General features: G+C 49.0%; 23 protein-coding genes. 11 read left to right on the forward strand and 12 right to left on the reverse strand.

The genetic code is table 11. The features are described from left to right. Nucleotides 1-19: 19 nt before the first annotated feature. From BP71_RS26815 to BP71_RS26830, 4 genes are all read left to right on the forward strand, one after another. Nucleotides 20-817, forward strand: coding sequence for an N-acetylmuramoyl-L-alanine amidase family protein (locus BP71_RS26815; RefSeq protein WP_496384645.1), 798 nt, complete (start codon nt 20-22; stop codon nt 815-817). A 145-nt stretch (nt 818-962) separates the two neighbouring features. After that, entirely contained in the window at nt 963-1928 is a 966-nt protein-coding gene (locus BP71_RS26820) for an MlaD family protein (RefSeq protein ID WP_496384646.1), read from the forward strand. A gap of 113 nt (nt 1929-2041) precedes the next feature. After that, nucleotides 2042-3655 carry an acyl-CoA carboxylase subunit beta gene (locus BP71_RS26825; protein ID WP_496384647.1) on the forward strand — a complete coding sequence of 538 codons (1614 nt, stop codon included), beginning with the start codon at nt 2042-2044 and terminating at the stop codon, nt 3653-3655. Nucleotides 3656-3679: 24 nt separating this feature from the next. Then, on the forward strand, nt 3680-4564 hold the full coding sequence (locus tag BP71_RS26830) for an NAD(P)-dependent oxidoreductase (RefSeq protein WP_496384648.1): 885 nt from the start codon (nt 3680-3682) through the stop codon (nt 4562-4564). Nucleotides 4565-4729: 165 nt separating this feature from the next. On the opposite strand, the gene BP71_RS26835 is transcribed toward BP71_RS26830, so the two are convergent. Further along, entirely contained in the window at nt 4730-5305 is a 576-nt protein-coding gene (locus BP71_RS26835; RefSeq protein ID WP_250767548.1) for a DUF4136 domain-containing protein, read from the reverse strand. A gap of 86 nt (nt 5306-5391) precedes the next feature. Continuing rightward, nucleotides 5392-6426, reverse strand: coding sequence for a 3-dehydroquinate synthase (gene aroB, locus BP71_RS26840; RefSeq protein WP_496384649.1), 1035 nt, complete (start codon nt 6424-6426; stop codon nt 5392-5394). 277 nt (nt 6427-6703) lie between these two features. Between aroB and BP71_RS26845 the strand changes: the two genes are divergently transcribed. Further along, complete coding sequence (locus BP71_RS26845) at nt 6704-7762, forward strand: VOC family protein (protein ID WP_496384650.1); 1059 nt, start codon at nt 6704-6706, stop codon at nt 7760-7762. Between the two features lie 154 nt (nt 7763-7916). On the opposite strand, the gene BP71_RS26850 is transcribed toward BP71_RS26845, so the two are convergent. Continuing rightward, a complete protein-coding gene (locus BP71_RS26850) occupies nt 7917-8921 on the reverse strand; it encodes a 1-acyl-sn-glycerol-3-phosphate acyltransferase (RefSeq protein WP_496384651.1) in 1005 nt (334 codons plus the stop codon). Nucleotides 8922-9056: 135 nt separating this feature from the next. Here BP71_RS26850 and BP71_RS26855 point away from each other — a divergent pair, with 135 nt between their 5' ends. Together BP71_RS26855 and BP71_RS26860 are read left to right on the forward strand one after the other, a co-directional pair. Then, on the forward strand, nt 9057-10097 hold the full coding sequence (locus BP71_RS26855; protein ID WP_496384652.1) for an aminoglycoside phosphotransferase/kinase family protein: 1041 nt from the start codon (nt 9057-9059) through the stop codon (nt 10095-10097). A 41-nt stretch (nt 10098-10138) separates the two neighbouring features. Then, nucleotides 10139-10987, forward strand: coding sequence for a TIGR01459 family HAD-type hydrolase (locus BP71_RS26860; RefSeq protein ID WP_496384653.1), 849 nt, complete (start codon nt 10139-10141; stop codon nt 10985-10987). 14 nt (nt 10988-11001) lie between these two features. Here BP71_RS26860 and BP71_RS26865 read toward each other — a convergent pair whose 3' ends face one another. The 3 genes from BP71_RS26865 to BP71_RS26875 all read right to left on the reverse strand — a co-directional run bounded on the left by BP71_RS26865 (nt 11002) and on the right by BP71_RS26875 (nt 15123). Beyond that, nucleotides 11002-13659: an ABC transporter permease gene (locus tag BP71_RS26865; protein WP_496384654.1), complete on the reverse strand. Its 2658-nt coding sequence runs from the start codon at nt 13657-13659 to the stop codon at nt 11002-11004. Continuing rightward, on the reverse strand, nt 13656-13991 hold the full coding sequence (locus tag BP71_RS26870) for a PadR family transcriptional regulator (RefSeq protein ID WP_496384655.1): 336 nt from the start codon (nt 13989-13991) through the stop codon (nt 13656-13658). The genes BP71_RS26865 and BP71_RS26870 overlap by 4 nt, the downstream gene beginning before the upstream one ends. A 121-nt stretch (nt 13992-14112) precedes the next feature. Next, the gene (locus BP71_RS26875; protein WP_496384656.1) at nt 14113-15123 is read right to left on the reverse strand and encodes an N-acetylmuramoyl-L-alanine amidase family protein; all 1011 of its coding nucleotides are present in this window, start codon (nt 15121-15123) and stop codon (nt 14113-14115) included. 135 nt (nt 15124-15258) lie between these two features. Here BP71_RS26875 and BP71_RS26880 point away from each other — a divergent pair, with 135 nt between their 5' ends. Beyond that, nucleotides 15259-16800, forward strand: coding sequence for a YifB family Mg chelatase-like AAA ATPase (locus BP71_RS26880; protein ID WP_496384657.1), 1542 nt, complete (start codon nt 15259-15261; stop codon nt 16798-16800). A 167-nt stretch (nt 16801-16967) separates the two neighbouring features. On the opposite strand, the gene BP71_RS26885 is transcribed toward BP71_RS26880, so the two are convergent. The 4 genes from BP71_RS26885 to BP71_RS26900 all read right to left on the reverse strand — a co-directional run bounded on the left by BP71_RS26885 (nt 16968) and on the right by BP71_RS26900 (nt 20054). Next, nucleotides 16968-17117, reverse strand: coding sequence for a hypothetical protein (locus tag BP71_RS26885; RefSeq protein WP_496384658.1), 150 nt, complete (start codon nt 17115-17117; stop codon nt 16968-16970). A gap of 22 nt (nt 17118-17139) precedes the next feature. Further along, nucleotides 17140-17952, reverse strand: a complete 813-nt coding sequence (locus tag BP71_RS26890) for a hypothetical protein (protein WP_496384659.1) — start codon at nt 17950-17952, stop codon at nt 17140-17142. A 142-nt stretch (nt 17953-18094) separates the two neighbouring features. Next, nucleotides 18095-18919 carry an enoyl-ACP reductase FabI gene (locus tag BP71_RS26895; protein WP_295929348.1) on the reverse strand — a complete coding sequence of 275 codons (825 nt, stop codon included), beginning with the start codon at nt 18917-18919 and terminating at the stop codon, nt 18095-18097. A 115-nt stretch (nt 18920-19034) separates the two neighbouring features. Continuing rightward, nucleotides 19035-20054, reverse strand: coding sequence for an alpha/beta hydrolase (locus tag BP71_RS26900; RefSeq protein WP_496384660.1), 1020 nt, complete (start codon nt 20052-20054; stop codon nt 19035-19037). 170 nt (nt 20055-20224) lie between these two features. On the opposite strand from BP71_RS26900, the gene BP71_RS26905 reads away from it, so the two are divergent. The 3 genes from BP71_RS26905 (at nt 20225) to BP71_RS26915 (ending at nt 23651) form a co-directional block, all read left to right on the forward strand. Further along, complete coding sequence (locus BP71_RS26905; RefSeq protein ID WP_496384661.1) at nt 20225-20911, forward strand: response regulator transcription factor; 687 nt, start codon at nt 20225-20227, stop codon at nt 20909-20911. A 144-nt stretch (nt 20912-21055) separates the two neighbouring features. Further along, the gene (gene hemB / locus BP71_RS26910; RefSeq protein ID WP_496384662.1) at nt 21056-22039 is read left to right on the forward strand and encodes a porphobilinogen synthase; all 984 of its coding nucleotides are present in this window, start codon (nt 21056-21058) and stop codon (nt 22037-22039) included. 91 nt (nt 22040-22130) lie between these two features. Beyond that, nucleotides 22131-23651 carry a M28 family peptidase gene (locus BP71_RS26915; RefSeq protein WP_496384663.1) on the forward strand — a complete coding sequence of 507 codons (1521 nt, stop codon included), beginning with the start codon at nt 22131-22133 and terminating at the stop codon, nt 23649-23651. Between the two features lie 359 nt (nt 23652-24010). On the opposite strand, the gene BP71_RS26920 is transcribed toward BP71_RS26915, so the two are convergent. Both BP71_RS26920 and BP71_RS26925 read right to left on the reverse strand, forming a co-directional pair. After that, a complete protein-coding gene (locus BP71_RS26920; RefSeq protein ID WP_496384664.1) occupies nt 24011-24757 on the reverse strand; it encodes a hypothetical protein in 747 nt (248 codons plus the stop codon). Continuing rightward, a complete protein-coding gene (locus BP71_RS26925; protein WP_496384665.1) occupies nt 24757-26937 on the reverse strand; it encodes a S9 family peptidase in 2181 nt (726 codons plus the stop codon). Before BP71_RS26925 ends, BP71_RS26920 begins: the two co-directional genes overlap by 1 nt. Nucleotides 26938-26973 lie beyond the last annotated feature (36 nt).

A 26973-nucleotide genomic window follows, 5' to 3' on the forward strand; every position in this document is an offset into this window, starting at 1 on the left:
ACGCCCCAATTAAAAAATAATGTTAAAACTTCTTAAATTAGTAATTGTAGCAAGTTTTCTGCTGGCGAGCGTAGCGTTTGTTTTTCAGCAGGAACCGGCCACTACGAAATCGGGCAGCAAAGTTAATACAGTAGTCATTGACGCAGGACACGGAGGCAAAGACCCTGGAACCAGAGGCAAATACACAAAGGAAAAAGACGTGGCATTGGCGGTTGCGCTAGGCCTGGGAAAGAAGATCAAGGAAGAGACGCCGGATGTCAAGGTACTATATACGCGCTCGACAGATGTATTCATAGAATTAGGCGAGCGTTCGGCATTCGCCAACCGTAACAACGCGGATCTTTTCATTTCCATCCATTGCAATGCCACCCCCCGGTCACGGACCGTGCATGGCACCGAGACCTATGTGATGGGTTTACACAAAACAGAAGGCAACCTCGAAGTAGCGAAACGCGAAAACTCGGTTATTTTGCAGGAAACGAACTACAAACAAAAATATAAGGGCTTCGACCCCAACTCACCCCTGGCCCACATTATGCTGGCCAACTACCAGAGTGCATTTATTTCAAGCAGCCTTCGACTGGCCGATCAGATCGAGAAAAAATTCCAGTCGATTTCCGAACGTGAAAGCCGTGGGGTGAAACAAGCTGGATTTCTGGTACTCTGGAGATGTGCGATGCCCAGCGTGCTGATCGAAACAGGCTTCCTTTCCTCTCCAGATGAAGAAGAGTACCTGAGCTCGGAAGACGGCCAGGAAGAGGTCGCCAAGTGCATTCACCAGGCTTTTATGGCCTACAAGAAAGACATGGACCGCTAAGTAACCGATCACATAATGCTTTGATTTGTCAAAACAATTTTTGATACTTTGGTGTTAAACCCCGAAAACCTGCTAGCAAGACATTATTGAAAGTTTGATACCACTTACGCCTGCCAGTCAACCATGCAGGTCAAATGTTTAGTCCATGAAATTATCAAGAGAAGCAAAAGTCGGAATTATGGCACTACTTGCCATTGTCATGCTCTATTTCGGCTTCCACATCCTCAAAGGCTCCGACGTTTTTTCCAGAACCTATAAGTACCACGTCCTTTACGACAATATCGACGGTCTGACCGCGTCTAATCCCGTGCTTTTGAATGGCCTGAACGTTGGGCGCGTGCAAGAAATCAAATTGCTCCAAAACCGTCAGAACATGCTGCTGGTAACCATCGACGTGCAAAAGGGCATTGCAGTTCCGCAGGGAACAGCAGCGGTACTGGCAGACGGCGGGCTGCTCGGCGGGAAAGTGATCCATCTGACCATGGGAAATGGCTCCCCGATGAAGGACGGTGACACGCTTGTCTCCAAAAAAGAGTCAGGTATTTCAGCGGTATTGCAGGAAAAAGCTTTGCCGTTGGTTTCACATGCCGATTCGCTCATCAAAAACCTTGACCTCGTCGTCGGCGGCTTCCAGGAAACGGGACTTATTCTGAACCAGGTGCTCAGAAATTACAATCAGACGGGTAGCAACCTCCAAGGCTTGCTCAATGAAAACAGGACCAACCTCCTTGCATTGACCGGCAACCTGAATAAACTTTCGGCCTCGCTGGTGGAGACAGAAAAAGAACTGAAACCGTTACTGGCGAAAACCGGTACGCTGGCGGACTCCCTGAATGCGCTGCGACTGGGAGAAACGGTTCAGGCTGCCAGAAGTGCCATCAATGAGTTGCATACATTACTTGCCGGCGTAGAATCCGGCAAAGGAACCGCTGGCAAGCTCGTAAAAGACGAGGCTTTGTATAACAACCTCAACCGCACGATGATCAGTATGAACAAGCTGCTCACCAATTTCCGGGAGCATCCGAGGCGCTACATTAATGTGTCGGTATTTGGCAAGAAAGATAAAGGGCCTTCGGAATCACCACTGGATACAGCTACCACCGCTAAGTAAGGCGCAGGCCGCTCATTTTTCGAATTATAATATCAAAGTCGTTTGCTTACCGGTGAACGACTTTTTACTTTTGAAATAAGCCCATTTTATTACTCACACCATTCTTCATCATCATGACCAGCCAGGAAAGTCTACCACACCTCATCCGGATCCTGAACCAGAAATACGAGCAGGTCAAACTGGGTGGAGGAACAAAAAAAATAGAAGCACAACACCAGAAAGGCAAACTCACAGCACGCGAACGGATAAGCTATCTCACCGATCCAGGTTCCTACTTTCTTGAAATTGGCGCATTCGGTGGCGATGGCATGTACGAAGAAGAAGGAGGGTGCCCCTCGGGTGGGGTGATCGCCGGCATGGGCTATGTTTCGGGCAAACAATGCATGATTATCGCCAATGATGCGACTGTTAAGGCGGGAGCCTGGTTTCCGATTGCCGCGAAAAAGAACTTACGGGCACAGGAAATAGCAATGGAAAACCGGTTGCCTGTTATTTATCTCGTCGATAGCGCGGGAGTGTTCCTGCCCATGCAGGCGGAAGTCTTTGCAGACAAAGAGCATTTCGGGCGTATTTTCAGGAACAATGCACAAATGTCAGCGATGGGCATTGTGCAGATTTCAGCCATTATGGGCGCTTGCGTGGCGGGCGGTGCCTACCTGCCCATCATGTCAGACGAGGCGTTCATTGTCGAGGGGACCGGCTCGGTATTCCTTGCAGGACCTTATCTGGTCAAATCGTCCATTGGTGAAGATATCGATGCTGAATCGCTCGGGGGGGCCGCCATGCATTGCGAAATATCCGGCGTGACGGACAACAAATTTCCCGATGATAAATCCTGCCTGGATGCGATCAAAAGGCATATCGACAAAATAGGTAAACCGCTCTCCGCAGGCTTCGATCGGAAAACAGCACAAAATCCCGATCGCGCGGCAGAAGAAATCTATTCCCTTTTGCCCGCCGACCGACTCAAACCGTACGACGTTCTACCCATTCTCGAATGCATTACAGATAAGTCAGAACTGGACGAGTACAAGCCCGACTACGGGAAAACGCTGATCTGTGCCTATGCCCGCATTGACGGCTGGGCCGTAGGCATCGTAGCCAATCAGCGTAAAATGGTAAAATCGGGAAAAGGCGAAATGCAGATGGGCGGAGTAATTTACGCCGAAGCCGCGGACAAAGCCGCCCGCTTCATTATGAACTGCAACCAGAAAAAGATCCCGCTCGTATTTTTCCATGATGTGACCGGCTTCATGGTTGGCAGCCGGGCAGAGCAGGGAGGCATTATTAAAGACGGTGCCAAGATGGTCAATGCGGTGGCCAACTCGGTGGTACCGAAGTTTACATTCATTATCGGAAATTCTTACGGCGCGGGCAATTATGCAATGTGCGGCAAAGCTTATGATCCCAGATTGATATTCGCCTGGCCGACTGCACAAATGGCGGTCATGAGCGGTGCAACCGCTGCCCGGACGCTTTTGCAAGTTCAAACTGCTACCCTGAAAGCCAAAGGTGAAACTATCACGCCGGAAGCCGAAAAAGAATTATTGAACCAAATCACCGACCGCTACAATCTGGAATTATCACCGTATTATGCCGCTGCGCGGCTTTGGGTAGATGGTATTATCGACCCCGTGGAAACACGTCGGATCATTTCCGAAGGGATCCGCGCAGCGGACCAGGCGCCCATTGAAAAACCATTCAGTGTAGGTGTCATTCAAGTCTGATTTTTAAAATCTAAACCTTTGAGTATGTCTGAAAAAATTGCATTTCTCGGTCTTGGAAACCTCGGCATGCCCATTGCCGAGGCCCTGATTGAAGCCGGCTTTGAACTGATCGTATGGAACCGTACCGCCTCAAAAGCAGAGCCTCTATTGAAACTGGGAGCGACGGTCGTGGAAGAGCCGATAGAGGCCATTATACCTGGCGGAATGGTATTCTCAGTCCTGGCTGACGATGCCGCCGTGGAGGAAATTTTCTCCATGGAACTGGTAGAAAAGCTCGGAAAGGATGGCGTACATATTTCGATGAGCACTATTTCCCCCGAAACGTCCCGTCAGCTTAGTCAGATACATGACTGGTATGGTGCACACTATGTGGCGGCTCCTATCTTCGCGAGACCCGAGGCCGTGAGGGCTAAAATCGGGAATATATGCCTCTCCGGAAATGCATTGGCCAAAGAGCGCGTGAAACCTGTCGTGCAAAGTTTTGTAAAAGGTGTTTTTGATTTTGGAGACGACCCCGGTGCCGCCAACGTGATCAAGCTTGCGGGCAACTTCATGATTGCTTGTAGCCTTGAGATGATGGGAGAGGCATTCACAATGGCTGAAAAGAACGGGATCTCCCGCCAGAGCATCTATGAAATGCTGACCTCGACGCTGTTCGCAGCACCTATTTTTCAAAATTATGGCAAGATCGTTGCCCAGCATGCATACGAGCCGGTTGCATTCCGTTTTCCGCTCGGCCTGAAAGACATTAACCTGACCCTTCAAACCGCCTTGGATGTGAACGCACCAATGCCTTTCGCCGATATTATCAAAAACCGGTTCATTTCCGGGCTTGCCAAAGGCCGCGAAAATCTCGATTGGGGCGCTTTGGCACTGGGCGCCTCCGACGACGCCGGGCTTACAAAGTAGTACTTAACCAGGCGTGTTTGAAATAAAAAAGCCCGGAAGCCATCCGCATGGGATGATTTCCGGGCCAGTAGTTTGAATAGCTCATTGAGCCATAGTTGGTGTTATCACCAACTGCCGTAGCCAGTGCGCGTTGACAATGAATAACACCGGTATGACTTATGCTTATTATCGCCCAACCTGTTCGCTATATCTCCGTGGGTCATACCCCTTCGCGAAAAGCGGATACTGGTCAAAAATGCGCCTTACTACACTACGGTAATGGTTATTAGACCCTTCCGTTCCTTTGAAAATCCCGGACGCATACCCTCTCCACACCACCTGATCGCTCTCTGCGTCGATCAGCGAGACGATCAACGTACCTTTGTCAAGTGCATATTTGATCGGCTCGTAGCGGAATCCCTCATTCTCCGTGTCCACCCAGTTCTTGATCACCGGCTGCATGTATCCCTGATAACGCAGGTTATCATAGAAAATACCATAATTGACCAGCAGGGTAGGCTTCTCCGCGGTCAGTTTGTAGCCTCTTACCTGCATCTGACGACGAATCGCCTCATAAATTTCTGTGCAAAGATTATTGGTATCCCTCTCACATTCCAGAAACGTATAGGAAGAGTAATCTTTAAAGTTGGTTTCGTAGCTGTAATCATGCTCCACAAACACTTTCCGGCCACTGGAGCACCCTGCAATCACGATTACAAGAAGTAAAGCGGCATAAATTGAAATAGACCTCAGCATAAGCATTTAATTTGTCAGGTTGTGAATAAAAATATATCAAGAAGTATCGAATACGCTCCTTACACTACCAATAGCTTATGCTGCCTGAAAACCTATCCCAAATAATAAGCTATTGATTTACGCATTTCGGATGCCGTTACTACGATATCAAAGGCACATTGCCCGGCTCCTTTCAGCAATGAAAACCTGATTTCCTTTCCTCTGTTCTTCTTGTCCTGTCTTGTCAAGCCAATGATCTCTTCCACATCTTCGGGTTTGATCTTCACCTTGCCATAAGTCGCGAACAAGAACTCTTCAATATCAGTCAGCATCTGCTGATCGATCATTTTCCGTTCGAACGACAGGTACGCTTCCATAATCATACCCACCGCGATCGCCTCTCCGTGGAAAAGCCGTTGATTGGCTGCTTTGTTCAAGAAACACGTCTCGACCGCATGTCCGAGGGTGTGCCCGAAGTTCAATATCTTCCGTAACCCCTTTTCCGTCGGATCCTGATTCACCACCTGCTGCTTGATTTTCACAGAATGAGCGATGAGATCCTGCCAGTTCTGATTTTCAAAATCTTTCTGCCTGATTTCCTCCCACTTAGCACCATCAGCGATCAGGCAATGCTTGATAATTTCTGCAAATCCCGATCGTATTTCTCGTTCCGGCAATGTCTTTAAAAAAACCGGATCGATGAGCACACTTTTCGGAATGTTGAAAACACCAAGATGGTTCTTAAAACCCTGGAAATCAATCCCCAATTTTCCACCTACACTCGCATCGACCTGTGAAAGCAAAGTCGTCGGGACTTGTATAAAATCTATTCCACGTTTGTAAACCGCCGCGCAAAAGCCGCCCATATCCCCTATCACTCCTCCCCCCACATTGATGACCAGCGCATGTCTGTCCAGCTCTTCCCTGGTCATAGCTTCCCAGATCTTTTCACAGGTTGCCAATGTCTTGTGTGCCTCGCCACTCGGAACGGTTACTACATTATGTTTTGGTAAAATGGCCTTTAAAAGAGGATAACAATGCCTTTTTGTATTGCTATCGGCTACTACTATAACTTTTGAATACTGCGATGAACTCAAAAAATCCGGTAAGCTCTCGCTTATCGGCGCAATTACTACTGACTGATTCATTTAGACTATCATTGAGACGGGCTCATCACACATACGATGAGTGCAACCAAATGGATGCGTTGATTTCCAGCTTTCTAAAATAAAATTTTGAAAAACCATTTTAAAGATAAGAATTATTATGCTTATCAAATAATCATTTAGATTTTGTATCCCGAGAATTTTTTCACCGGTTCACATTTCCGGTTCAAATGCCTGTGCAACGGTTGGTTTGCTATTTATTTTGTAAAATTGCCGCTTCTTAAAGTTATCCACCTTTATCTTAATACAATCTCAACAAATGAGTGCTCCGCTGATCTCTGGAATTCAACAGGTAGGAATTGGTTGCCAGAATGTACCCGATACCTGGAAATGGTACCGGCAGGTGCTGGGTTTCGACGTCCCCGTCTTTGATGAAAAAGCGGAAGCCCCGCTGATGACACCCTATACCGGTGGAAAAGTACAATCGCGGCACGCCCTGCTTGCCATCAATATGGCCGGCGGCGGCGGGCTGGAAATATGGTCGTTCACCAGCCGTACTTCGCAACCCGCCAATTTCAAACCCGAAATAGGAGATCTGGGCATTAACGCGATCCGTTTCAAGGCACCCGATGTAAAAAAGGCACATGAATGGGTCAAGAGCCATTCCAAAGAAGCCACCGGGCCGCTCGTGCAGCTTCCCGAAGGAGAGGGCTTCTGGGGAACCGACCCTTACGGCAACCTGTTTCAGATCACCAGTGACGCTACCTGGTTCCAAACTAAAGGCAAAAACGTCGGCGGCGTGGCCGGCGTCGTGATCGGTGTTTCCGATATCGATAAGGCAGCTGTTTTCTACCAAAACCTGCTGCAACCGCTCAATGTGGTATATGATAAAACCGGCGTTTTCGAAGACCTGCCCGCTTCCATTCCCGGTCAGCGCTTCCGCAGAATGCTCCTCCGCAAAAACTTCACCCCTGACGGTGCATTCAGCCGCCTGCTGGGAGACGTGCAGATCGAACTCGTACAAGCCCACGACCGCACGCCTAAAAAGATATTCGAAAACCGCTACTGGGGCGATTGCGGTTACATTCACCTTTGCTTCGACACGCTGGATATGGACACTTTGAAAACTAAACTCCAGGCGCAAGGTTACCCATTCACCGTCGACAGCGAGAGTTCATTTGGTATGGAGAATGCCGCGGGTCGTTTCGCGTACCTCGAAGATCCGGACGGAACACTGATAGAACTCGTGGAAACACATAAAGTACCCATTCTGAAAAAGCTCGGCTGGTTTATGGATCTGCAAAAACGCGGGCTCAGGAAGCCTTTGCCGAACTGGATGTTGAAGGCAATGGGGCTGGGAAAGGTGAAAGACAAATAGTACAAATCTTTCCTTGCCTTAGTACAATCATTAACCATGTAAATTTGTAAGTCAAATGCAAAATTACATGGCTAATGATTGCTAGGGCAATAGAACCAAGCGTTATCCGATCCCTGAATTAATCCTTAACATCGTCGCCAAATAGCTTGTTTCTTTAATACTTACTCCCCACCCAGGCCAGCAGCGGCAAGCTGGCAAACAAACCCAATCCAACTGCCCAGCCTGCGAATGCGGCTACTATAATGGAAATGAGTCCGATGATTACCGGATACAGGTACATGAGCATGCCAAACAGCACGGAATCGTAAAAAACCGAGCCCGCAGTGAGTTTGGCTGCCTTTTTTTCGAAAAAGGAATATAACGGCCAGTGAATGGTCCGGCCGACCCAGCCGATGACGGCGAACAGCGGGTTGGTTTTCTTCTTCCTGGTTGCACATTGATCGAAAAATGCATTCAGCTGCTGCTCGCGCTCTGCCCTGGGTAGGTCGTCGGGAATAGTCAGAATCTCCGCGTTCATTTTACGGTCGAGGATTTCGTTGAATTCCCGGAGCCACTTTTCGTATTCCTGCGGGCTGATTTGAATGTCTTCCGCGGCAATGGCCTCGCCGAAGTTCAGCGAAACGCGTTTACCCGGGCCGCGGAAGTTTTCGTAGTTCAGACCGGTCGGGATCACCTTCATGCTTTGCAGGGCATCGTCGCCATACCAGATTTTATACGCCATCCGGGCGGTACCTTTCCCGAGCGGGCGCAGCCTCCATTCATTTACACAAATACCTTCGGAAAATACCACCACGGCATCGCCCTGTTTCAGGGCATCGTGACTTTCTTGCGAAGTAACATCGTGATTTTTAACATATTGCCTACCTTCTGAACCGCGAAAAACCGGTATCAGATTAATTTGTCGCAGCCAGAAAGCCGCAGCTTTTTTTCTGAAAACATCTCCCCGCGTGAGCGTGTGAATGGGTTGTTCCAGCACCGAGCCGATCACGACGGCATCGAAGAAAGAATCGGGGTGATTGGAGGCGAGGAGTAAAGGTGTCCCTTTCGGTAATTTGTCAAAGTTGGCGACGCAAAGCTTTCTTAAATAAATGGGCAGCGCCAGACGAACCAGGAAACGCGAGAAATAGTAAAACAAGATCTGAAAAGTAAGTTTTTGCAAAATTATGGGATTATTTTTTTATTCAATCCTTACGGTCAAGCTATTCTGCTCCGGCTAGTTTGCTACCTTTGGAGCCATTTAATAACTCTCCGGAGCGTTATATCGACATCCGTAAAGCCTAATGCGAGATCAGGAATGCGTTTAAAAGATTATCCCGAAATTATCCGGAAAGCCTGGGCAGGGTTCGATAATTCGATCGGCGTCAAATTTGTGGAGGATATCAGTGCCAAAGTTTCGACCAATCACGTTTTCCGCGTCACGCTGGATAACGACGACAAGGTGGTGGCCAAGCTTTCGTACTTCGGTAAATATGAACACTTTAAGGAGGACCACCGGATCATCCAGGCCCTTTCCAATAACTTGTTATACCCTTTCGAGAATGTCCTGGCCAAATCACTTGTCAAAAACAACCAGGTCTATACTTATCGGTACCAGGAAGACTTTGTAGACACGTGGGTGGTTTTTTATAACCCGATCCGGGCTATGAACCGGATGCCGCGGCGGCTGGATGAAGAGCATATCCGCAAGCTCGGCACCGAGTCCGCCAAATTCCACCAGGCGTGTTTCCGCGCTAGCCGGTCGATCCCGAAATCGTCCAAAAACCTTCGGACCGATATCCAGCATTTACTCGATATCCTGGAAACCGATACCGGCCAGTACGAGCACCGGGGCTATATCAGTATTCTCAAAAAACAATGCGATATTTTCATGAAGAATATCCAGCGCCTCAACGTCAGCTCTTTTGACCTGATGCCCGTTTTTGTGGACTGGAACATCGGGAATTTCTCCGTAACCGACGATATGAAATTGTTTTCACGATGGGATTATGACTGGTTCCGGGTTTCGTCGCGCGTGATGGATTTCTATTTTTTCAGCCGGGTTTGCTCCAATGTCGGTGACCGGACAGTGTTCAGTTACCTCATCGGACCATTGATGGAAGACCGGTTTATCATCTTTCTCCAGGAATATCATAAAGTGTATCCATTGACCGAAAAGGAAGTGCTGTTCATGAAGGAAGCTTACCGCTTTTTTATCCTGAATTATGTAATCAAATATGGTAAATACTTCTTCCACCGCTCGTATTGCACAAAATTGCAGCGCGAAGCTTATGAACTGTATTTCCCGTCCATTGAAGGTTTCGATGCCGACAAGATACTTCGTGCTTTGAAAATATAGGTTTCCCTCTTTTACCCAGTTCACTCCAAGACACCAACTGTATGATCCTCGATAATTTTAAGTCCGTCATCTCGAAATACGAAGTCATCTTCTTTGACGCATTCGGCGTGCTGAAAACGTACAATGGCCTCATTCCGGGTATTGAAAATACATTTGCGTACCTGCGGGACCATGGCAAGGACTTTTATGTAGTGACCAACGATGCCTCCCGCAGCCCTGAACAACTGGCCCAGAGCTATGTGAACCTCGGTATCCACGACGTCACGCCCGACCGGATCATATCATCAGGGATGCTGGCCCGCGAGTACCTTGACCTGAAAGTAAGGAAAGGGGTTGTTGCTTATCTGGGTACCGAAAACTCGGCGCATTACATTGAAACATCCGACATTAAGACACTTTCCATCCGGCAGCTCGACCTCAATGCAGTGAATGATATCAACGCGCTGGTGTTTCTGGACGATGAGGGCTTCGACTGGAATACAGATCTGACCAAAACCCTGAACCTGCTCCGGAAGCGCAACATCCCGGTGATCGTTGCCAATACCGACAAGACTTATCCGGCATCCAAGAGCCGCTTATCCATTGCGGTAGGGGCACTGGCGAAGATGATCGAGGATACGATCGGCCGGCAGTTCATCCGCTTTGGAAAACCCGACCCCCAGATGTTTATTTTTGCCTATCAGCACATCAAAAACTATCCTAATGTGAGCAAAAAGGACATTTTGATGGTAGGTGACACCCTACATACCGACATCCTCGGCGGCAACAAGTTCGGACTCGATACAGCCTTGGTTTTGACAGGTAACACGCAGGCGGAAGATGCGGAGGTAAGGATACGCGCCACGGGCATTATCCCTACCTACATTTGCGTGTCCGCCGTGGTTGAATAGGCAGGTACCTCAACTCATTCACTGCGCAGGCTGGTAACCGGATTCGTTCGTGCTGCGCGGATGGATTGAAAGGAAATTGTAAGGCCGGTAACCAGGGCGACGAGGCCGGCGGTCAATGCGAAAATCCACCAGCCGAGATCGATTTTCCAGGCATATCTTTGCAGCCAGTTTTTCATGATAAACCAGCCCAGAGGAGCCGCAAAAACGAAACCTGTAATCAACAGCCGGCTGAATTCTTTTCCGAAAATCCATAACACCTGCTGTTGCGTCGCACCCAGTACTTTACGCACACCGATCTCTTTCGAGCGTGATTCGGCCATAAATGTAACAAGACCGTACAAACCCAGGCACCCGATCAATACCGCGATTATCGAAAATACCTGGATCAACCCGAGCAGGATATGTTCTGTCGCGTAAAAGTCGCTGATTTTGTCGTTCAGAAAGGCCGCGTTGTATACGGCCTCCGGGAACATTTTGTTCCAGGCCTTTTCAATGTGGGGCAATACCGTATGCATATCTCCGGTTTGCAGCTTTACGGCCGCCATCGTATAGGCAGTCGCTTCGTTCACAATAGCGGCCGGTTGCGTAGCGGCAGTCAGCGGATCGAGATTGAAATTCCGGACAACCCCGACAATGTTGCGCTCTCGGTCCCACAGGCGAATGCTTTTATCCAGAATATCCGCAGGATTGCTGATTCCCAGCTGTCGGAGCATCGCCTCATTTACCAACGCCTCCCGTCGTGAAGTATCCGTTGATTCGAAATTGCGTCCGGCGAGTAATTTCAACCCGAAAACAGGAAGATAATGGCTATCCCCAATGCGCACGCGGACCTGGAACACCTCTTTCTCGGCCCGATGGTTGAATACAAATGACTCGTCCGTATCCATTTGCGACATGGGTGGTTCGGCCCCGAGCGACACCGAGCGCACGCCAGGCATCATATTCAGCTCATTGACCCAGGTATTTTGCCTCACCCCGCTGCCGCCGGGGACATTCACCATTAGGATAGTGTCTTTATCAAATCCAGGATTAGCTGTTTTCAAATGCTGTACCTGAGCTGACATTACGACAACCCCGATAATGAAAAGCTGCGTAATAAAAAACTGCACAACGACCAGGCTTTTCCGGACCGAAAACCTTCCTGTCTTTTGATTCCCGGGCTTACCTTTCAATGCAACAACCGGATTGAACCGGGCCAATATCGCCGACGGGTAAAGCCCCGCGAGCAAAATGACCCCGAGCACCAGGCCGCCAAACCAAAGCAATGCCTTAGAATTTAATAGATCCAGGACTGAAATATCAGCCCGCAGCATCCACAGAGCCCCGTTCAACATCGGAAGGTTTAATTGCGTGAGCACCAATGCGATTACGAATGCAGTACCGCAAAGCAATGCAGTTTCCAGCATAAACTGGCTAATCAGTTGCCTCCGCGAACTGCCCATGGTTTTGCGCACACCTACTTCCTTCGCCCTTCGGATCGCCTGAGCGGTGGAAAGGTTCACAAAGTTCACGCAGGCCGCTATCACCAGAAATATCCCGACCACGATCAGCGCATACAGGATCGGACGGGGTGCCGGGCCATAGCCGGGTGTATGGAACATCTCGCCCAGCGGGATCGTCCTGAACCGATATAACCCGGCTTCCTTAGTGCTGTAATGCTTACGTGTGATAGCTGTGAGGCTACTTTCGAGCTGTGATAGACTTGCCCCCTCTTTCAACGCGACCCAGCACATCGTGGTAGGCGGGCCCCACGTTTGCATCATATCGGGCTCACCCCGAAGACCAGGTAGAGTTGCATAGGAAATCAGTATGTCATAGCGTAGTTGCGTGTTGGAAGGCGGGTTTTCAATGACCCCCGTTACAGTTAAATCAGTCTTATTGTCCAAACGCAATATCCTGCCGTTCACCTGTTCTGTTCCAAAATATTTGCGTGCGTATTCCCGTGATAATACCACGGTATTTGGCGCGCTCAAAGCGTTTTGGAGATTGCCGGATACCCATCGGGAATCAAAAACCTTAAAATATTCGGGTTCGGTAAAACAGATATTACGGGATTCTTCAAATTTTTTGGCCATACTTCCCTTCCCATCAGGAACTCCGATCACCGTTCCGAAAAGGTTATTCAGCCGCACAGCACTTTCCACGAACGGATATTGGTCCCTCAAAACCTGCCCCAAAGGCCTGGGTGTGACATCCGTAGGCTGCGATTTATCTTTCAGGATGTCGGTAACAACCCAATAAATACGGTCCGCCTTGGCATGATAACGATTGAAACTGAACAGGTAGCCAACCAGCAGGAAAATGACCAGCCCGCTTGCCAGACCAACGGATAATCCAAGGATACTGACCGCGCTGGTCGTGCGATTGCGCCACAAATTACGCAAGGAGATTTTGAAATAGTTGTCAAGCATAGCCGCATATCTGGTTGTGGAATTCGATTCAGTACGATTCTTCAATACATTCGACCAGCCAGCACGATCAAAGCCGAAGCGCAGGCGGATAAAGCCGATCACATTCCAGGTATACCGCCGACCCGCCTCTTTCCGGCCTAATGCGGCCAGATCGTCATAGTAGCGCTCATAAAGATCGCCCTGGATCTCTTCGAGCAAATGTGGCGTGCATAGCAACCGAAGCAGGCCATCGGCCCAACGTGGAGGATAGGAGGGGCTCATATAGCGGGGATTAATGCACCGGGAGCTATGGCATCCCAAAGCCTGTTTCGCATTTCTTTGATTTCCGATAACGTGGTGCTACCCAGGACTGTTACCACAAAAAGACGTTTCCGCCTGCCCCCGCGCTCGGCCGTTGCATCGCCCAAATGCGAGGCGAGCATTCCTTTTTCCTCCAAGCGGTGCAATGCCGCATGCACGGCACTGATATTGGCCGAACGACCCGTCTGAGCCTGCAATTCATCAGCAATCGCTACGCCATAGGCTTTGTCTTTCAGCACGGCAACGGTCAGTAGCACCAGCTCTTCAAATTCCCCGAGATAATTGCGCTTCATTAGTTTATATATTTCACTTTTGTAGATAAAATAATCATGCCAAGCTGAAAGATATTTATATATCAATTAATTACATATAATGAAATTTGATTTTTTGTTCAGAAACGGCCAAGCAAGTTCATTAACGCACAATGGGCTGTCCGGAGACCTGCACATAATATTCGCGAAAACGCTGGTCTTCCTGCCCGGCCTGCACCGCCTTGCCCAGCTTCCTCAGCAGCACGCACCGGCTCTGATGGCATTGCCCGGCCACATAAGAATCCGGAAATGAGCGCGCCGAGCGCGTGAAAAGTTCATAGGATTCCCTGAGCAGTGCGGTATCCTTCTTCATCATAAATACTTTGCCCTCTTCAAAATCCTGCCGCCAACGTCGGGCAATGGGCGTCATGCGCTCCGCTTCCTGGAAAACCTTAAAAGCAGGAATAACGGGCACCTTTGAATTTTTAGCAACAATAGCGGCAACCGGTTTGGCAAAGAACGCGATGATCGCTTCTGTATAGGCCGTCGCTTCCTGAATATTGTGGTCGGGCTGTTTCAACCGCTGCTCTTCCGAAGGATTGGTAAAAAAAGACGCTTCTGCGAGCACCGCCGGGATTCCGTACGTATTACGTAGCACAGATGCGCCCGCGTCCGCGAAAATCGTAAAATCCGATACGAGCGAGACCGGCGTATTAGGGCGGTGAAGAGATTTCGCCAACCTCGTTGCAAGCTCTTTACCAAAGTCCACACTCGCGACATTCTCCGACATATTTCCATGAAAATAGATGATCGGGAAATTGACTGATGAATCTGCGGTTGCATTATGGTGGATCGAGACAAACAGGTCGGCTTTATGGTCCACAGCCAATTTCGCGCGGTCTGGTAGTGGCACTTGCTTATCTTCTGTCCGTGTGATCAGCACTTTTGCACCTTTTTTTTCCAGCATTTTCTGCAAGAGCAATCCCACACGCAGGTTGATCCACTCTTCGCGTTCTCCCGCGGGGCCGACCCGGTAGCTGTCGGTCTGTGCGGTCCCGCCGTGACCCGGATCAATGCAAATGGTCTTGCCTTTAAGCGGGCGGCGTTTGTTTTGGCATACACCCGTGGTGAATAAGGCCACGGAAAGCAAAAGGGTCAGGATAAAACGGGTCATAGGAATATAAGGACTACCAGACTTCAAAATAGACATCAATCCATTGATCAGCAAGCTATTTCAGAATATTGGTCAGTTTATCCTTTTTCTGCTATTTTTGCCGGAAATCTTTCTATTTACTCAAAACACACACTTATGCTTGCCAAAACCTATGGAAGTGCCGTGTTTGGCGTGGACGCCACTGTCATTACCATTGAAGTAAACGTCGGCCAGGGTCTCGGTTTCTACATGGTTGGTCTTGCCGACAGTGCGGTAAAGGAAAGCCAACAGCGCGTTGAAGCCTCTCTCAAACATTTCGGCTATAAGATGCCCCGGCAAAAGCTGGTCGTCAACCTTGCACCGGCAGATATCCGCAAGGAAGGTTCGGCCTACGACCTCGCCATTGCATTGTGCACTTTACAATGCTCGGACCAGCTGACCTGCCTGCGAAATACCGAGGACTACATTATCCTGGGAGAATTGTCGCTCGACGGCATCCTGCGGCCCATCAGGGGTGTACTGCCCATTGCCATCGAAGTCCGGAAACAGGGTTTCAAAGGAATCGTCCTCCCTTCCGAAAATGCGCATGAAGCCGCCATTGTCAACAATATCGACATCATCCCCGTCGAAACATTAAGCGACGCCATCGACTTCTTCAAAGGCACCCGGGATATCGAGCCGCTTCGTGTGGACACGCGCGATCTGTTTTTCTCTACTCAGAACGAGTATGAGGCCGATTTCGAACACGTGCAGGGCCAGGAAAACATCAAACGGGCACTGGAAATCGCGGCAGCGGGCGGCCACAATGCCATTATGATTGGCCCGCCGGGAGCCGGAAAAACAATGCTGGCCAAGCGTATACCGGGCATATTGCCGCCGTTGAGCCTGCCCGAAGCATTGGAAACAACCAAAATTCATTCTGTGGCGGGTAAGCTGGGTAAGCAGGCCACATTGGTTTCTCGCAGGCCATTCCGTTCGCCACACCATTCCATCAGCGACGTAGCACTAGTGGGGGGCGGAAGCTACCCGCAGCCCGGAGAAATTTCTCTTTCCCACCACGGAGTCCTCTTTCTGGATGAGCTTCCGGAGTTCAAAAGAACGGTCCTCGAAGTAATGCGCCAGCCATTGGAAGAAAGGAAAGTAAGCATTTCGCGGGCTAAAATGTCGGTAGAGTTCCCCGCTAATTTTATGCTGATCGCGAGTATGAATCCTTGTCCGTGCGGCTACTATAATCACCCCGAAAAGAATTGCGTCTGCGGACCGGGCGTCGTTCAGAAGTACCTCAACAAAATCAGCGGTCCGTTGCTCGACCGTATTGACCTGCACGTAGAAGTAACACCGGTGTCTTTCGATCAGATATCTTCCACCCGCAAATCGGAAAGTAGCAGCCAGATCCGCGAACGGGTGATCTGTGCACGTCAGCGTCAGACCGACCGGTTCAGGGATTACAAGGAAATCTATTCCAATGCCATGATGACTCCCGAAATGGTAAAGCAGATTTGCGAGATCGGTGATGCGGGCAAAATGTTGCTGCGCAAAGCCATGGAACGACTCGGCTTATCGGCCAGGGCCTACGACCGCATTCTCAAAGTTTCCCGCACCATCGCCGACCTGGCCGATAGTGACGAAATCAAGGTCGAACACCTTGCAGAGGCGATTCAATACCGGAGTCTGGATCGGGAGAACTGGGCTGGGTAAAGCATTCCTGGCCTATTATTTACCTCTAAACTTTATTAATTTGGAAACGCCACTTTTGACATGAGTAACCGTATTTTTCCCGAAATCATGAATGTGCCGGACGCATATCTTCCCATGGAGGAGGTAAAGGTCGCGCCTGATTGAGAAAGGGAAAAACGACTGGAATTCTACAACAATGTCACCTGATCGGCAAGGAATATCAGCTGATCCTTAAATCTGCCGCCGGCGATGTAAAGAGCTTCGTCGTCGAAGGCTTCCAGATTCCCATTCGCGCCATTTTCGACGACAAGGAGAATCTGAAAGCCTCTGAAAGTCATTCAAAATCTATAAATGTAATACTTAAAGCTCTTCTACACTTACCCCACCCAGTTCCTGGAACAATGTCTGCCAGTAATGCGTCACATGTGGATTGTTTTCCTTACTTGAAGCAGTAGGCTCGAATGGCGATACAATCGTGACCTGCGGAGACCCGATCGCGTAACGTTCCAGTTTTTTAATATCTGTTTTTGCGTCGGTCTCGGCTTCCGCGTCACTTTTAGGCGGATTGGTGTGAAAATCGCGACGGTCGGCACCTTTTACACTTTCCACCATATCACTGAAATAATACACTTTTACATCCGAACCGCTTTCGCCCGCCTTGGCGATAACGGGCAGACTCGCCCAGATATCGGTCGACAGATTAGACGAGCCTGTGTTCTGCTGATTAAGTTTTGTCAGCAGCTGACGAAGGTAAATGCCCTTTTCTTTCTGCAATGCCAGCTGAAAAGCCGTCTCGATCCCCTCACGGTCAGTTGCATTGACACCTTCAAGATTGTCTTTTTCGCTGCGAACTGTCAGCGAGAGCGCCTTTGCCTTGGACGTATTTTCATGGATAAAGTATACTTCCAGTTTATCGCCCTTGTTCTTCATATTGTTCTCAACGATGTCTGTCAGTGCCTGCCGGTATTTCTGGTTGACATATTGCTTGTCGACGTGCACACTTTGTGTTTTATCCAGAAACACCAGCGTGTAGAGCGGCGGATCCGGAACGGCCTCAGCGGCCTCCTTTTCGCTTCCACATGAAAACACAGTGAGGAACATGGCTGCGAGCAACAGGCGGCTTACCTGCTCCCTGAGTTTGCTGAAAGGGGGGTGATTGGTCTGGTGATTCATACATTGAAATTATTTGGCGAAACTAATTGGTTCACAAATATTACACAACGCGAAACGGATGCTCAGCGCATTTATTTTAATACAAAAAGAAAACCCTTCAAAACGCGTGCCTTGAAGGGTTTTCTATATATGGAAATATATATTATTGCTGGTGCTGTTGCTGGATCATGGTTACCAGCTCTTCGGAAATACCAGTTGAAGAATAACCACCGTCGTGATACAGGTTCTGCATCGTTACGAAACGCGTCAGGTCAGAGAAGAGCGTGATCGCATAATTTGCACAATCATCTGCCGATGCATTCCCTAGCGGGCTCATTTTTTCCGCAAAATCATAGAATGCGTCAAATCCTTCAATGCCTGATCCCGCCTTCGTTTTGGTGGGTGATTGAGAGATCGTATTCACACGTACATTTTTAGCTTTTCCGTAGCGGTAGCCATAGCTGCGTGCGATGCTTTCCAGCATGGCTTTCGCTTCCGCCATGTCACTGTAAAACGAATAAGTTCTTTGGGCCGCGATGTAGGATAATGCCACAACCGATCCCCAATCGTTGATCGCGTCGAGTTTTTCGGCCACCTGCAAAAATTTGTGCAGCGAAAGCGCGGAGATGTCCACGCCTTTCTGAAACCAGTCGTAGTTCAGATCGCCGTAAGATTTTCCCTTACGCACATTGAGCGACATGCCGATCGAATGCAGTACGAAGTCGATCTTACCACCCAGGATCTCGGTCGATTTGGTGAAAAGGTTTTCGATATCTTCCAGGGAAGTGGCATCAGCGGGGATAATCTCTGCTTCGCATTGCTTGGCCAGGTCGTTGATAGCACCCATGCGCATCGCGATAGGCGCGTTGGTCAAAACAAACGTAGCACCTTCTTCCTTTGCTTTCAGCGCAATTTTCCATGCGATGGAATTTTCGTCCAAAGCGCCCGATATGATTCCCCTTTTTCCTTTTAATAAACCGTAAGCCATGTTTTTCCTTCTATTGTAGATTAATTAGGATATGTCCGTTTCAGCCGGCAAAGTAAAGCATTTTTAGCGGGTTAAACCACATGATATACCTTCCGGGCATCGTTCACGTATTAGGTCAAGGCTGAACCGCAAGCTTTTCTACTGGTTTCAAATGCAGCTTTTCCTGAAAAAATCGGTCTGTTGCTTCGTACACCCCTTTTACATCCTTCGAGCGTAAGTGTGAACCGATTACATGGTCGCCGCTTTCAGGAAATGCCTTTTCTTCCTTCATTTCGGCCGGTGTGCCCAAGCCTGCAAACATCTCGCGGATCGCCTTCACCGAAACCACCTTGTCCTGTTCTTTGTCATTTTTATAATAGTAACCTACAAAAACGGGTATTTTCACCTCGGCATAAATCTCAGGTCGTGCAATAGCATCGATCATCTGTTGCAATGTGGTCAGCCCGTTGGTATGATATCCCTGCAGCCAGAACTGGGCCTGTTCGGGAATGGAATCTTTTCCCATATTGTGCGTACCCATTGCTTTATGCATGATTTGCTGCCCCCACGGGCCCGTAACCAGTTTCATTGCAGGGTTTGCAATGGCCATACATGGGGAGTAAAGCACCAGTCCCTTGATTTCGGGATGCGTGGCCGCAAGATACACCGACAACAAGCCTCCCGCCGACGTTCCTATCACGATCACACTGTCGCCCAGCACCTTTCCAATGGCCAATGCCCTTTTTGCTCCCGCCAGAAAATTCGCGGGGGTAAGGTCATCGAACGCATTCGTATCGGCGATACCGGCATCGTGCATACGTGAGAGGTAGAGATTGGCTCCGTACTTTCGGGCGAGGTCTTTGTGGATCGGGTCGCCCTCCGCCCAGCTCGCACCAAAGCCATGGATGTATACAATGCTGTATGTAGTTTTTTGCTTTAAGCTGTCATTAGCCCAGACAATACGTGCCTCATTATCGGGTTTCAGCAGCGGCGTAGACTTTTCAGTTCTGTTAATCTCTTCTTCCAGCTTCGTCAGATCGCTGGTAACGGTGGGCAGAACCGGCGTAAGACGCGCTTCCGGCACTTTGGGGCCCGATATAAAGACGATACCAAGGATCACAAGGATCGCGGCAACCCAGAGAATGAATTTTAACATTTTTTATGAGTTATGAAGGTTTCAGAGATACGAAAGATCGCTAGTTTTATCGGGTTAATTTACGCACGATGTAACCATTCAGCAATTTTTCTGAATTTCTGTTATTCCTGCATCATTCACCCGGTTGCATAATGAATATCTTGCAAACCTAACCGACCCATTATTTTCCAATGCCCAACCTCTTACTTGTTGAAGATGACGCCAATCTGGGAATGCTTCTTCAGGAATATCTGACAGATAAAGGCTTTCCTACTGACCTTGCTACTGATGGACAGAAGGGATGGCAGCATTTTGTGGACAAAGAATATGATTTATGCATATTCGATGTGATGATGCCCAAAAAGGATGGGTTCTCTCTGGCCAAGGAAGTCAGAATGAGCGGCAGGGACGTACCCATCATTTTCCTCACGGCCAAATCGATGAAAGAGGATACCATGCAGGGATTCCGGGTGGGTGCCGATGATTATGTGACCAAGCCATTCGACCGGGAGGAGCTTTTGATGCGGATTGAGGCCATTCTGAGGCGCTACAAACGGCAAACCGATCAGCCTGAGGAAACCAATATTTTTAAGATTGGTCAATATACTTTCGATTACAGCCACCAGCAGTTGGCCAACAACGACAAATCAGCCCGCCTGACTAGTAAGGAATCCGAATTACTGAAGCTTTTCTGCCAGAACCTCAACCAACCCATTAGCCGCAGCTTCGCCCTCAAAACCATTTGGGGAGATGATTCCTATTTCAATGCCCGAAGTATGGACGTTTACATTACCAAACTCCGCAAATACCTGCGCGAAGATCCATCCATCCAGATCATGAACCTCCATGGTGAGGGTTTTAAGCTGATGGTGGGTTGAAGGAAGTAAGGAGGAATGGAGATTGGTTGTTCTAAAAAGGGGCGGTTTGGGAAACTCTGTGGTTCTTTGCTTGGTTTTGCTGAAGTACTTCAATAAGCTTCCATAAAAAGCCGACGGCCGAAAGCCGATCGCCGACTGCCCATTATGATTCAGTTATCACGTCGTCCCAGACGCAATAGAAAGTCCGCCGGTGTCAGAGACCTGGTTCAGGAGACCACATTGCAGGTATCCGATTTTATTTACCCGATGTTTGTAGTTGAAGGTACCCGGCAGCAAACAGAAGTCAAGTCGATGCCCGGCATTTATCGCTATTCCCTTGACAATCTGCTGGAAGAGCTCAAAATCGTCACTGACCTGGGTATCCGGGCCATCGACCTTTTTCCGAACTATCCCGAAAGCAAAAAAGACCGGCTCGCCTCGGAGAGCTACCGCGAGGATACCTTTTATCTGAAAGCCATCACGGCCATAAAGGAACAGTTTCCCGAACTCGTTATCATGACGGACGTGGCGATGGACCCGTACAGTTCGGACGGGCACGACGGCCTGGTCGAAAACGGTAAAATCCTGAACGACGCGACGCTTGAAATCCTCGGCAGTATGTCCCTGGCCCAGGCAAAGGCAGGTGCCGATATCCTCGGCCCGAGCGATATGATGGACGGGCGCGTGGGCTACATCCGCAGGCACCTCGATGCGCACGGATTCACAGATGTGAGTATTATGTCTTATTCGGCCAAATATGCGAGCGCATTTTATGGCCCGTTCCGGGATGCGTTGGAATCGGCCCCGAAATTCGGAGATAAAAAAACCTACCAGATGAATCCTGCCAACAAACGCGAGGCGCTTCTGGAAGCACAGCTCGACTTTGAAGAAGGCGCCGATATGCTGATGGTCAAACCCGCATTGTCATACCTTGATATTATCCGCTTGCTGGATGAAAATTTTGATATTCCGATCGCCGCCTATAATGTTTCAGGAGAATATGCCATGATCAAGGCTGCCGCATTGAATGGCTGGCTCGATGGCGACCGGGCGATGATGGAAGTACTTACGAGTATCCGTCGCGCAGGTGCCAAATGCATCCTGACCTATTTCGCGAAGGAGGCGGCAGTGATACTTAACAAGCGGTAACGATTTCCAATTTCTGCAATATGCAATGTGAAGATGTCTGATTATCTTACATCTTCACATTCCCTTTTTTAAAATCATCACAAAAACAGTCATGAAACTACCTTTGCTTCTGCTCCCGCTGGGGTTGGTGCTTACCCTCCAAGCCAACGCCCAGAAAAAGACCTCTTCACTTCCTGAATTCCAGATCAAAAAGTCGGAAACCGAAGCCCATATGCGCTTCCTGGCCGGTGACGAGCTCTTGGGCAGACGTACCGGCGAGCAGGGGAACTTCATAGCGGCCCGCTACATCGCCGAGCAATTCCGTAAAATGGGCGTCGTACCCGTTCCAGGCAATACCGAAAGCGGTACATCCAGCTATTTCCAGCGGGTACCGTTCGAAAAAATGGGAGCTAATGGCGCCGGTGAGATCGCCGCGGATGCCGAGATAATGAAAAGCGGCACCGACTGGATCCTTATGAGCGGCGACGCCGTGGATTTGAAGGCGCCGCTCATTTATGCCAGTTTCGGGCTGGAAAATACAGCCAAGAATTGGGATGATTACAAAGGCCTGGACGTAAAAGGCAAAATTGTACTGGTAGAAAGCGGCACTCCGGAAACCCAGACGCCCTCCGAAATCATCGCTACTTCGACCGAAAAGCGCAAAATTGCCCAGAACAAGGGCGCTATTGCCGTTATAGAGCTTTTCAATGCGCCTATTCCCTGGAATACCGTAAGCAAGTTTTTTGCAGGAGAAAAAATATCGCTGGCGGAGGGTTCAGCTGCCAAATCGATCCCACATGCCTGGGTGAACGGCAAGGAAGCCAAATTCGCTCGTGCATTGCGTGCCGTAAAAGAGGTTACTTTTAGAACTTCTGGAAGAGTTGCCAAGCCTGTTTACAGCTATAATGTGGCCGGCTACATCGCGGGTACCGACGCCAAATTGAAAGAAGAATACATCCTGCTTTCCGCGCATTACGACCACGTGGGCGTAGGCAAGCAAGGCGGGCAGACGTATACACCCGAGGACAGTATTTTCAATGGCGCGCGCGACAATGCGTTTGGTGCAACTGCCTTGCTCACCGCGGCCGAAGCATTGGCCAAAAATCCACCAAAACGTTCGATTGTTCTCGTAGCATTGACCGGCGAGGAAGTAGGCTTGCTAGGCAGCAAATATTACGCGTCACATCCGATCATGCCTTTGAACAAATGCATTTTCAATATGAATTCCGACGGCGCGGGATATAACGATACTACCATCGTTTCGGTAATGGGTCTCGACCGTACCGGGGCGCGTGCGGAGATCGAAGCAGCTTGTAAGGCGTTTGGCCTGGGTGTTTTCGCCGATCCTTCCCCGGAGCAAGGCCTTTTCGACCGATCGGATAATGTGAGTTTCGCCAAAGAAGGCGTTCCTGCACCGACTTTCACGCCTGGTTTCAAGGAATTTAATGGAGATATCATGAAAAACTATCACCAGGTAAGTGACAATCCCGAAACCATCGATTTCAACTATCTGCTCAAATTCAGTCAGGCCTACACTTATGCTACACGGCTCATCGCCGACCGTAAAACCGCACCACAATGGAGCGCAGGTGACAAATATGAGTCGGCGGCTAAAAAGCTGTATGGGAAGTAGCCGTTGAAAGTCTTGGAAATTGCTTCAGATTTGATCACATGAATGAGTCGTCTCCATAGAGCAATTTCCAAATACTTTTCAGCCATTTTGTTAAATCTTCCTGAGTATCGAAGTCTTCTCCGGTTAGAGCTTCATACTCATCTAGGGTAATCGATTCTTGAGTTATTGCTTCTGATAGTTGTCGTTTAAACAACTGGGCTTTGACTATATCACCCGAATCGTTAACTCCCGCAACATAATCTCATGCCAACCATACTCAAATCCATTGACATTGCAATGCATTTTCAACGAACTTCCAAGCGGGTCTGGCACTAACAATCCTTCTGACATTTTTGATAGATCAGCATTCTCAGTTTTTGCTATTTTGAATTGTAATATTGGATAAGGCTTGCTACCTGCGTTTCGTCTTTAAGGTCCGGATCGTGTTCCTTTAAATAGCGATCCACTTCCTGTTTCTTGTCAGTCATCAGCGGCAGAATGCTCTTTTTGCTCAAACTGACTTTTTGCACTCCTGAACCTGAAAGCAGGTAATAATTTGTCGACAGACGAACAACCGTGTTCTTTTCGCCCGTGCCAAAGGCGGGGTTGTAGTTCGGCTTGTTGATTTTTGGCTTATACACTTTCACAAACGTAATCCTACCTGAGGCAAGTACCGCTCCGAAACCCTTTGACCCGCCTTTCGGGTCATAAATCGCCAGGTTTACATACCTTACATCTCCCAGGCCATAATGAGTCGTGAAACTTTTGATCTGACTCCCGCGAATCACACGAATGTCCTTCTTCGCCTTATCGGCCAGCACTTCCAGCTCCTCATTGAGAATATTGTAGCGAATGCTGATGCCCGCAATCGAGTCCGATTCATGCCCGCCTATTTGCGAGACCGGCTTCATCAGTTTTACATCGCCATCATGCCAAAGTGAATCAATATAGAAATCGCCGACCACGCCGGGCTGCTCCGCCGGCGACGTCCAAAAAACGCCAGATTTCGGAGCGTTGAGCCCTGTGCCCGTGTTAATCCCGGCCTTCGTACCCTCGCTCAGCTGCCCAAGGCAGCCAAGCGGGATCAGTCCCGCCAGGCCTATTGCGCGTAATATCTTTCCCAGCATTATTTCGCTCCCGGAGGGCAGTTCTTTCTCAAATAATCTGTAAACAGTGACTGTAAATGCCGTGAGGTACCTTCACCTTCTGAAATGCTATGCGTGCGGTTTGGATAAGGCATAAACTGGAATACCTTGTTGGCTTTGATCAGCTCGTTGACCAACATTTCCGCATTCTGGTAATGCACGTTATCATCGCCGGTCCCATGGATGTACAACAGATTACCCCGTAAATTTTTCGCATGGGTAATCGGCGACCCTTTGATGAAATCTTCGCGGTTTTCTTGCGGAATACCCATATAACGCTCCTGATAGATGTTATCGTAAGTAAGTTGATTGGCCACCGCTGCGACAGCAATACCGGTTTTGAAATGCTGCGGATATTGGAAAAGCAGGTTCAATGTTGACGAACCGCCGCCACTCCATCCGTGTACCGCAACGCGGCTGGTGTCGATGAATGCAAATTGTTTGAACATGGCAGTAGCAGCGCCGTCCATATCCTTGATATTGATGCGGCCAATGTTGCGGTAAATCGCCTTACGCCATTTAGCTCCTTTGGGAGAAGGCGTTCCACGGTTGTCGATGGAAGCGTAAATGTACCCGTCATCAGCCATACTGCCTGCATACAAACGGTTCCTGCCGGTTCCCCAGACGTCTTTTACAGTACTTCCCGCAGCTTCGCCGTAAACCATGAACACAATCGGATACTTCTTGTTTGCGTCAAAATTGGTAGGTTTTACCATCCACGCGTCGATTTCCACGCCCTCTTCGGTCTTAACCTTGAAAAACTCGATATCCGCTTTTGACGAATTGACCTTGTCTTTTGACTGTGCGATGGAATTGTTGGGATCTATCGAAACATGTTTAGGGAACGAAATCCATTCTACCAAAGGCGATGTTTTGGCGTTCGAGAACTGATGACGACCAAATTTAGCGAGCGGCGAAATGTCGTAAGCATGCGTTCCAGCCTGATCGACAGGGGTAATACGTACCGGCGTGCCTTTGCCGTCCAGAGAAGTTTTGTACAAATAGCTCTGCGTAGCATTATCGGGCGAGGCCATGAAGTAATAGGTATTATTCTTTTCATCGATCCGCACCGGGTTGATCATATCAAAATTACCTGCGGTGATCAGCGTTTCTTTTTTGCCGTCGCGGCTCACGCGATAAGTGTGACGCCAGCCATCTTTTTCACTTACCCACAGGAATTCCTTGCCGCCATTGATCCAGTCCCAACCCATCGGGTCGTTTTCCCAGCGGCTTTTAATGTCGATCCACGCCTCGTCCTTTTCGGTATAGAATGGTTTGGCACTTCCGTCTGTGGCATTGATATAAAACAATGTGCTTTCGTTCTGCTTGCGGTTCAGCTGCTGGATCACGAGCTCATTAGGCATGCCCGACCACTCCATTCGCGGCACATAGGTATTCTGCGGGTCACCCGGAATATTCATCCATTTGGTTTGGGCCGAAGCGATATCCACTACTCCAATCTTGTAGGGAGAAGGCGTTTCGCCAACTTTCGGATACTCCACCGGAACATTGAAGGAGTAAATGGAATCTGTGGTATTGATCATCAGGAAGTTACGGATTTTGCGCGCATCGAGCTGCCAGTAGGCGATGGATTTGCTATCCTCGCTCCAACGGAAACCATCACGGCAGTCGAATTCTTCCTCGTAGACCCAGTCAAAAGTGCCATTGATCACGCGATCGGTACCATCTGTGGTAAGTTGTTTGACAGCATTGGTCTGAACATCCTCCACATACACGTTATGCCTGCTCACGTAGGCTACTTTTTTACCGTCCGGTGAAAATTTCGCGAACATCAGCGATGATTCGGGCAAGCCCTTTCCCAATTGTTTCAGCGATTTTGAGGCGAGGTCCAGCACCCAGTAATTTCCACGGGTGTCATAGCGCCACACTTTTTTGGTGTTGGTGTAAATCAAAACCTTATCACCAGCCTTATTAATCGAGTAGCTGCGGACAGGTAACGCGGCTGAACCAGACGGTGTTAATTGCGCTTCGGAAACGATTATTTTTTCCTGATTAGCCGGAAGTGTCACTTCGACGATCTGCCCGTCGCTTAAATCCCGGTAGCCACTGCCATCGGGCAGCCATTGGAAAGTGTCGGGAATTTGCGCAAAAAGCTGAAACGATAAGATTGTTAATGAAAGTGTCCTGAATATTTGCTTCATATGAGCCTTGGAAAATTAGTACGACAACTATATGAG

Source organism: Dyadobacter ginsengisoli DSM 21015 (genome assembly GCF_059568735.1).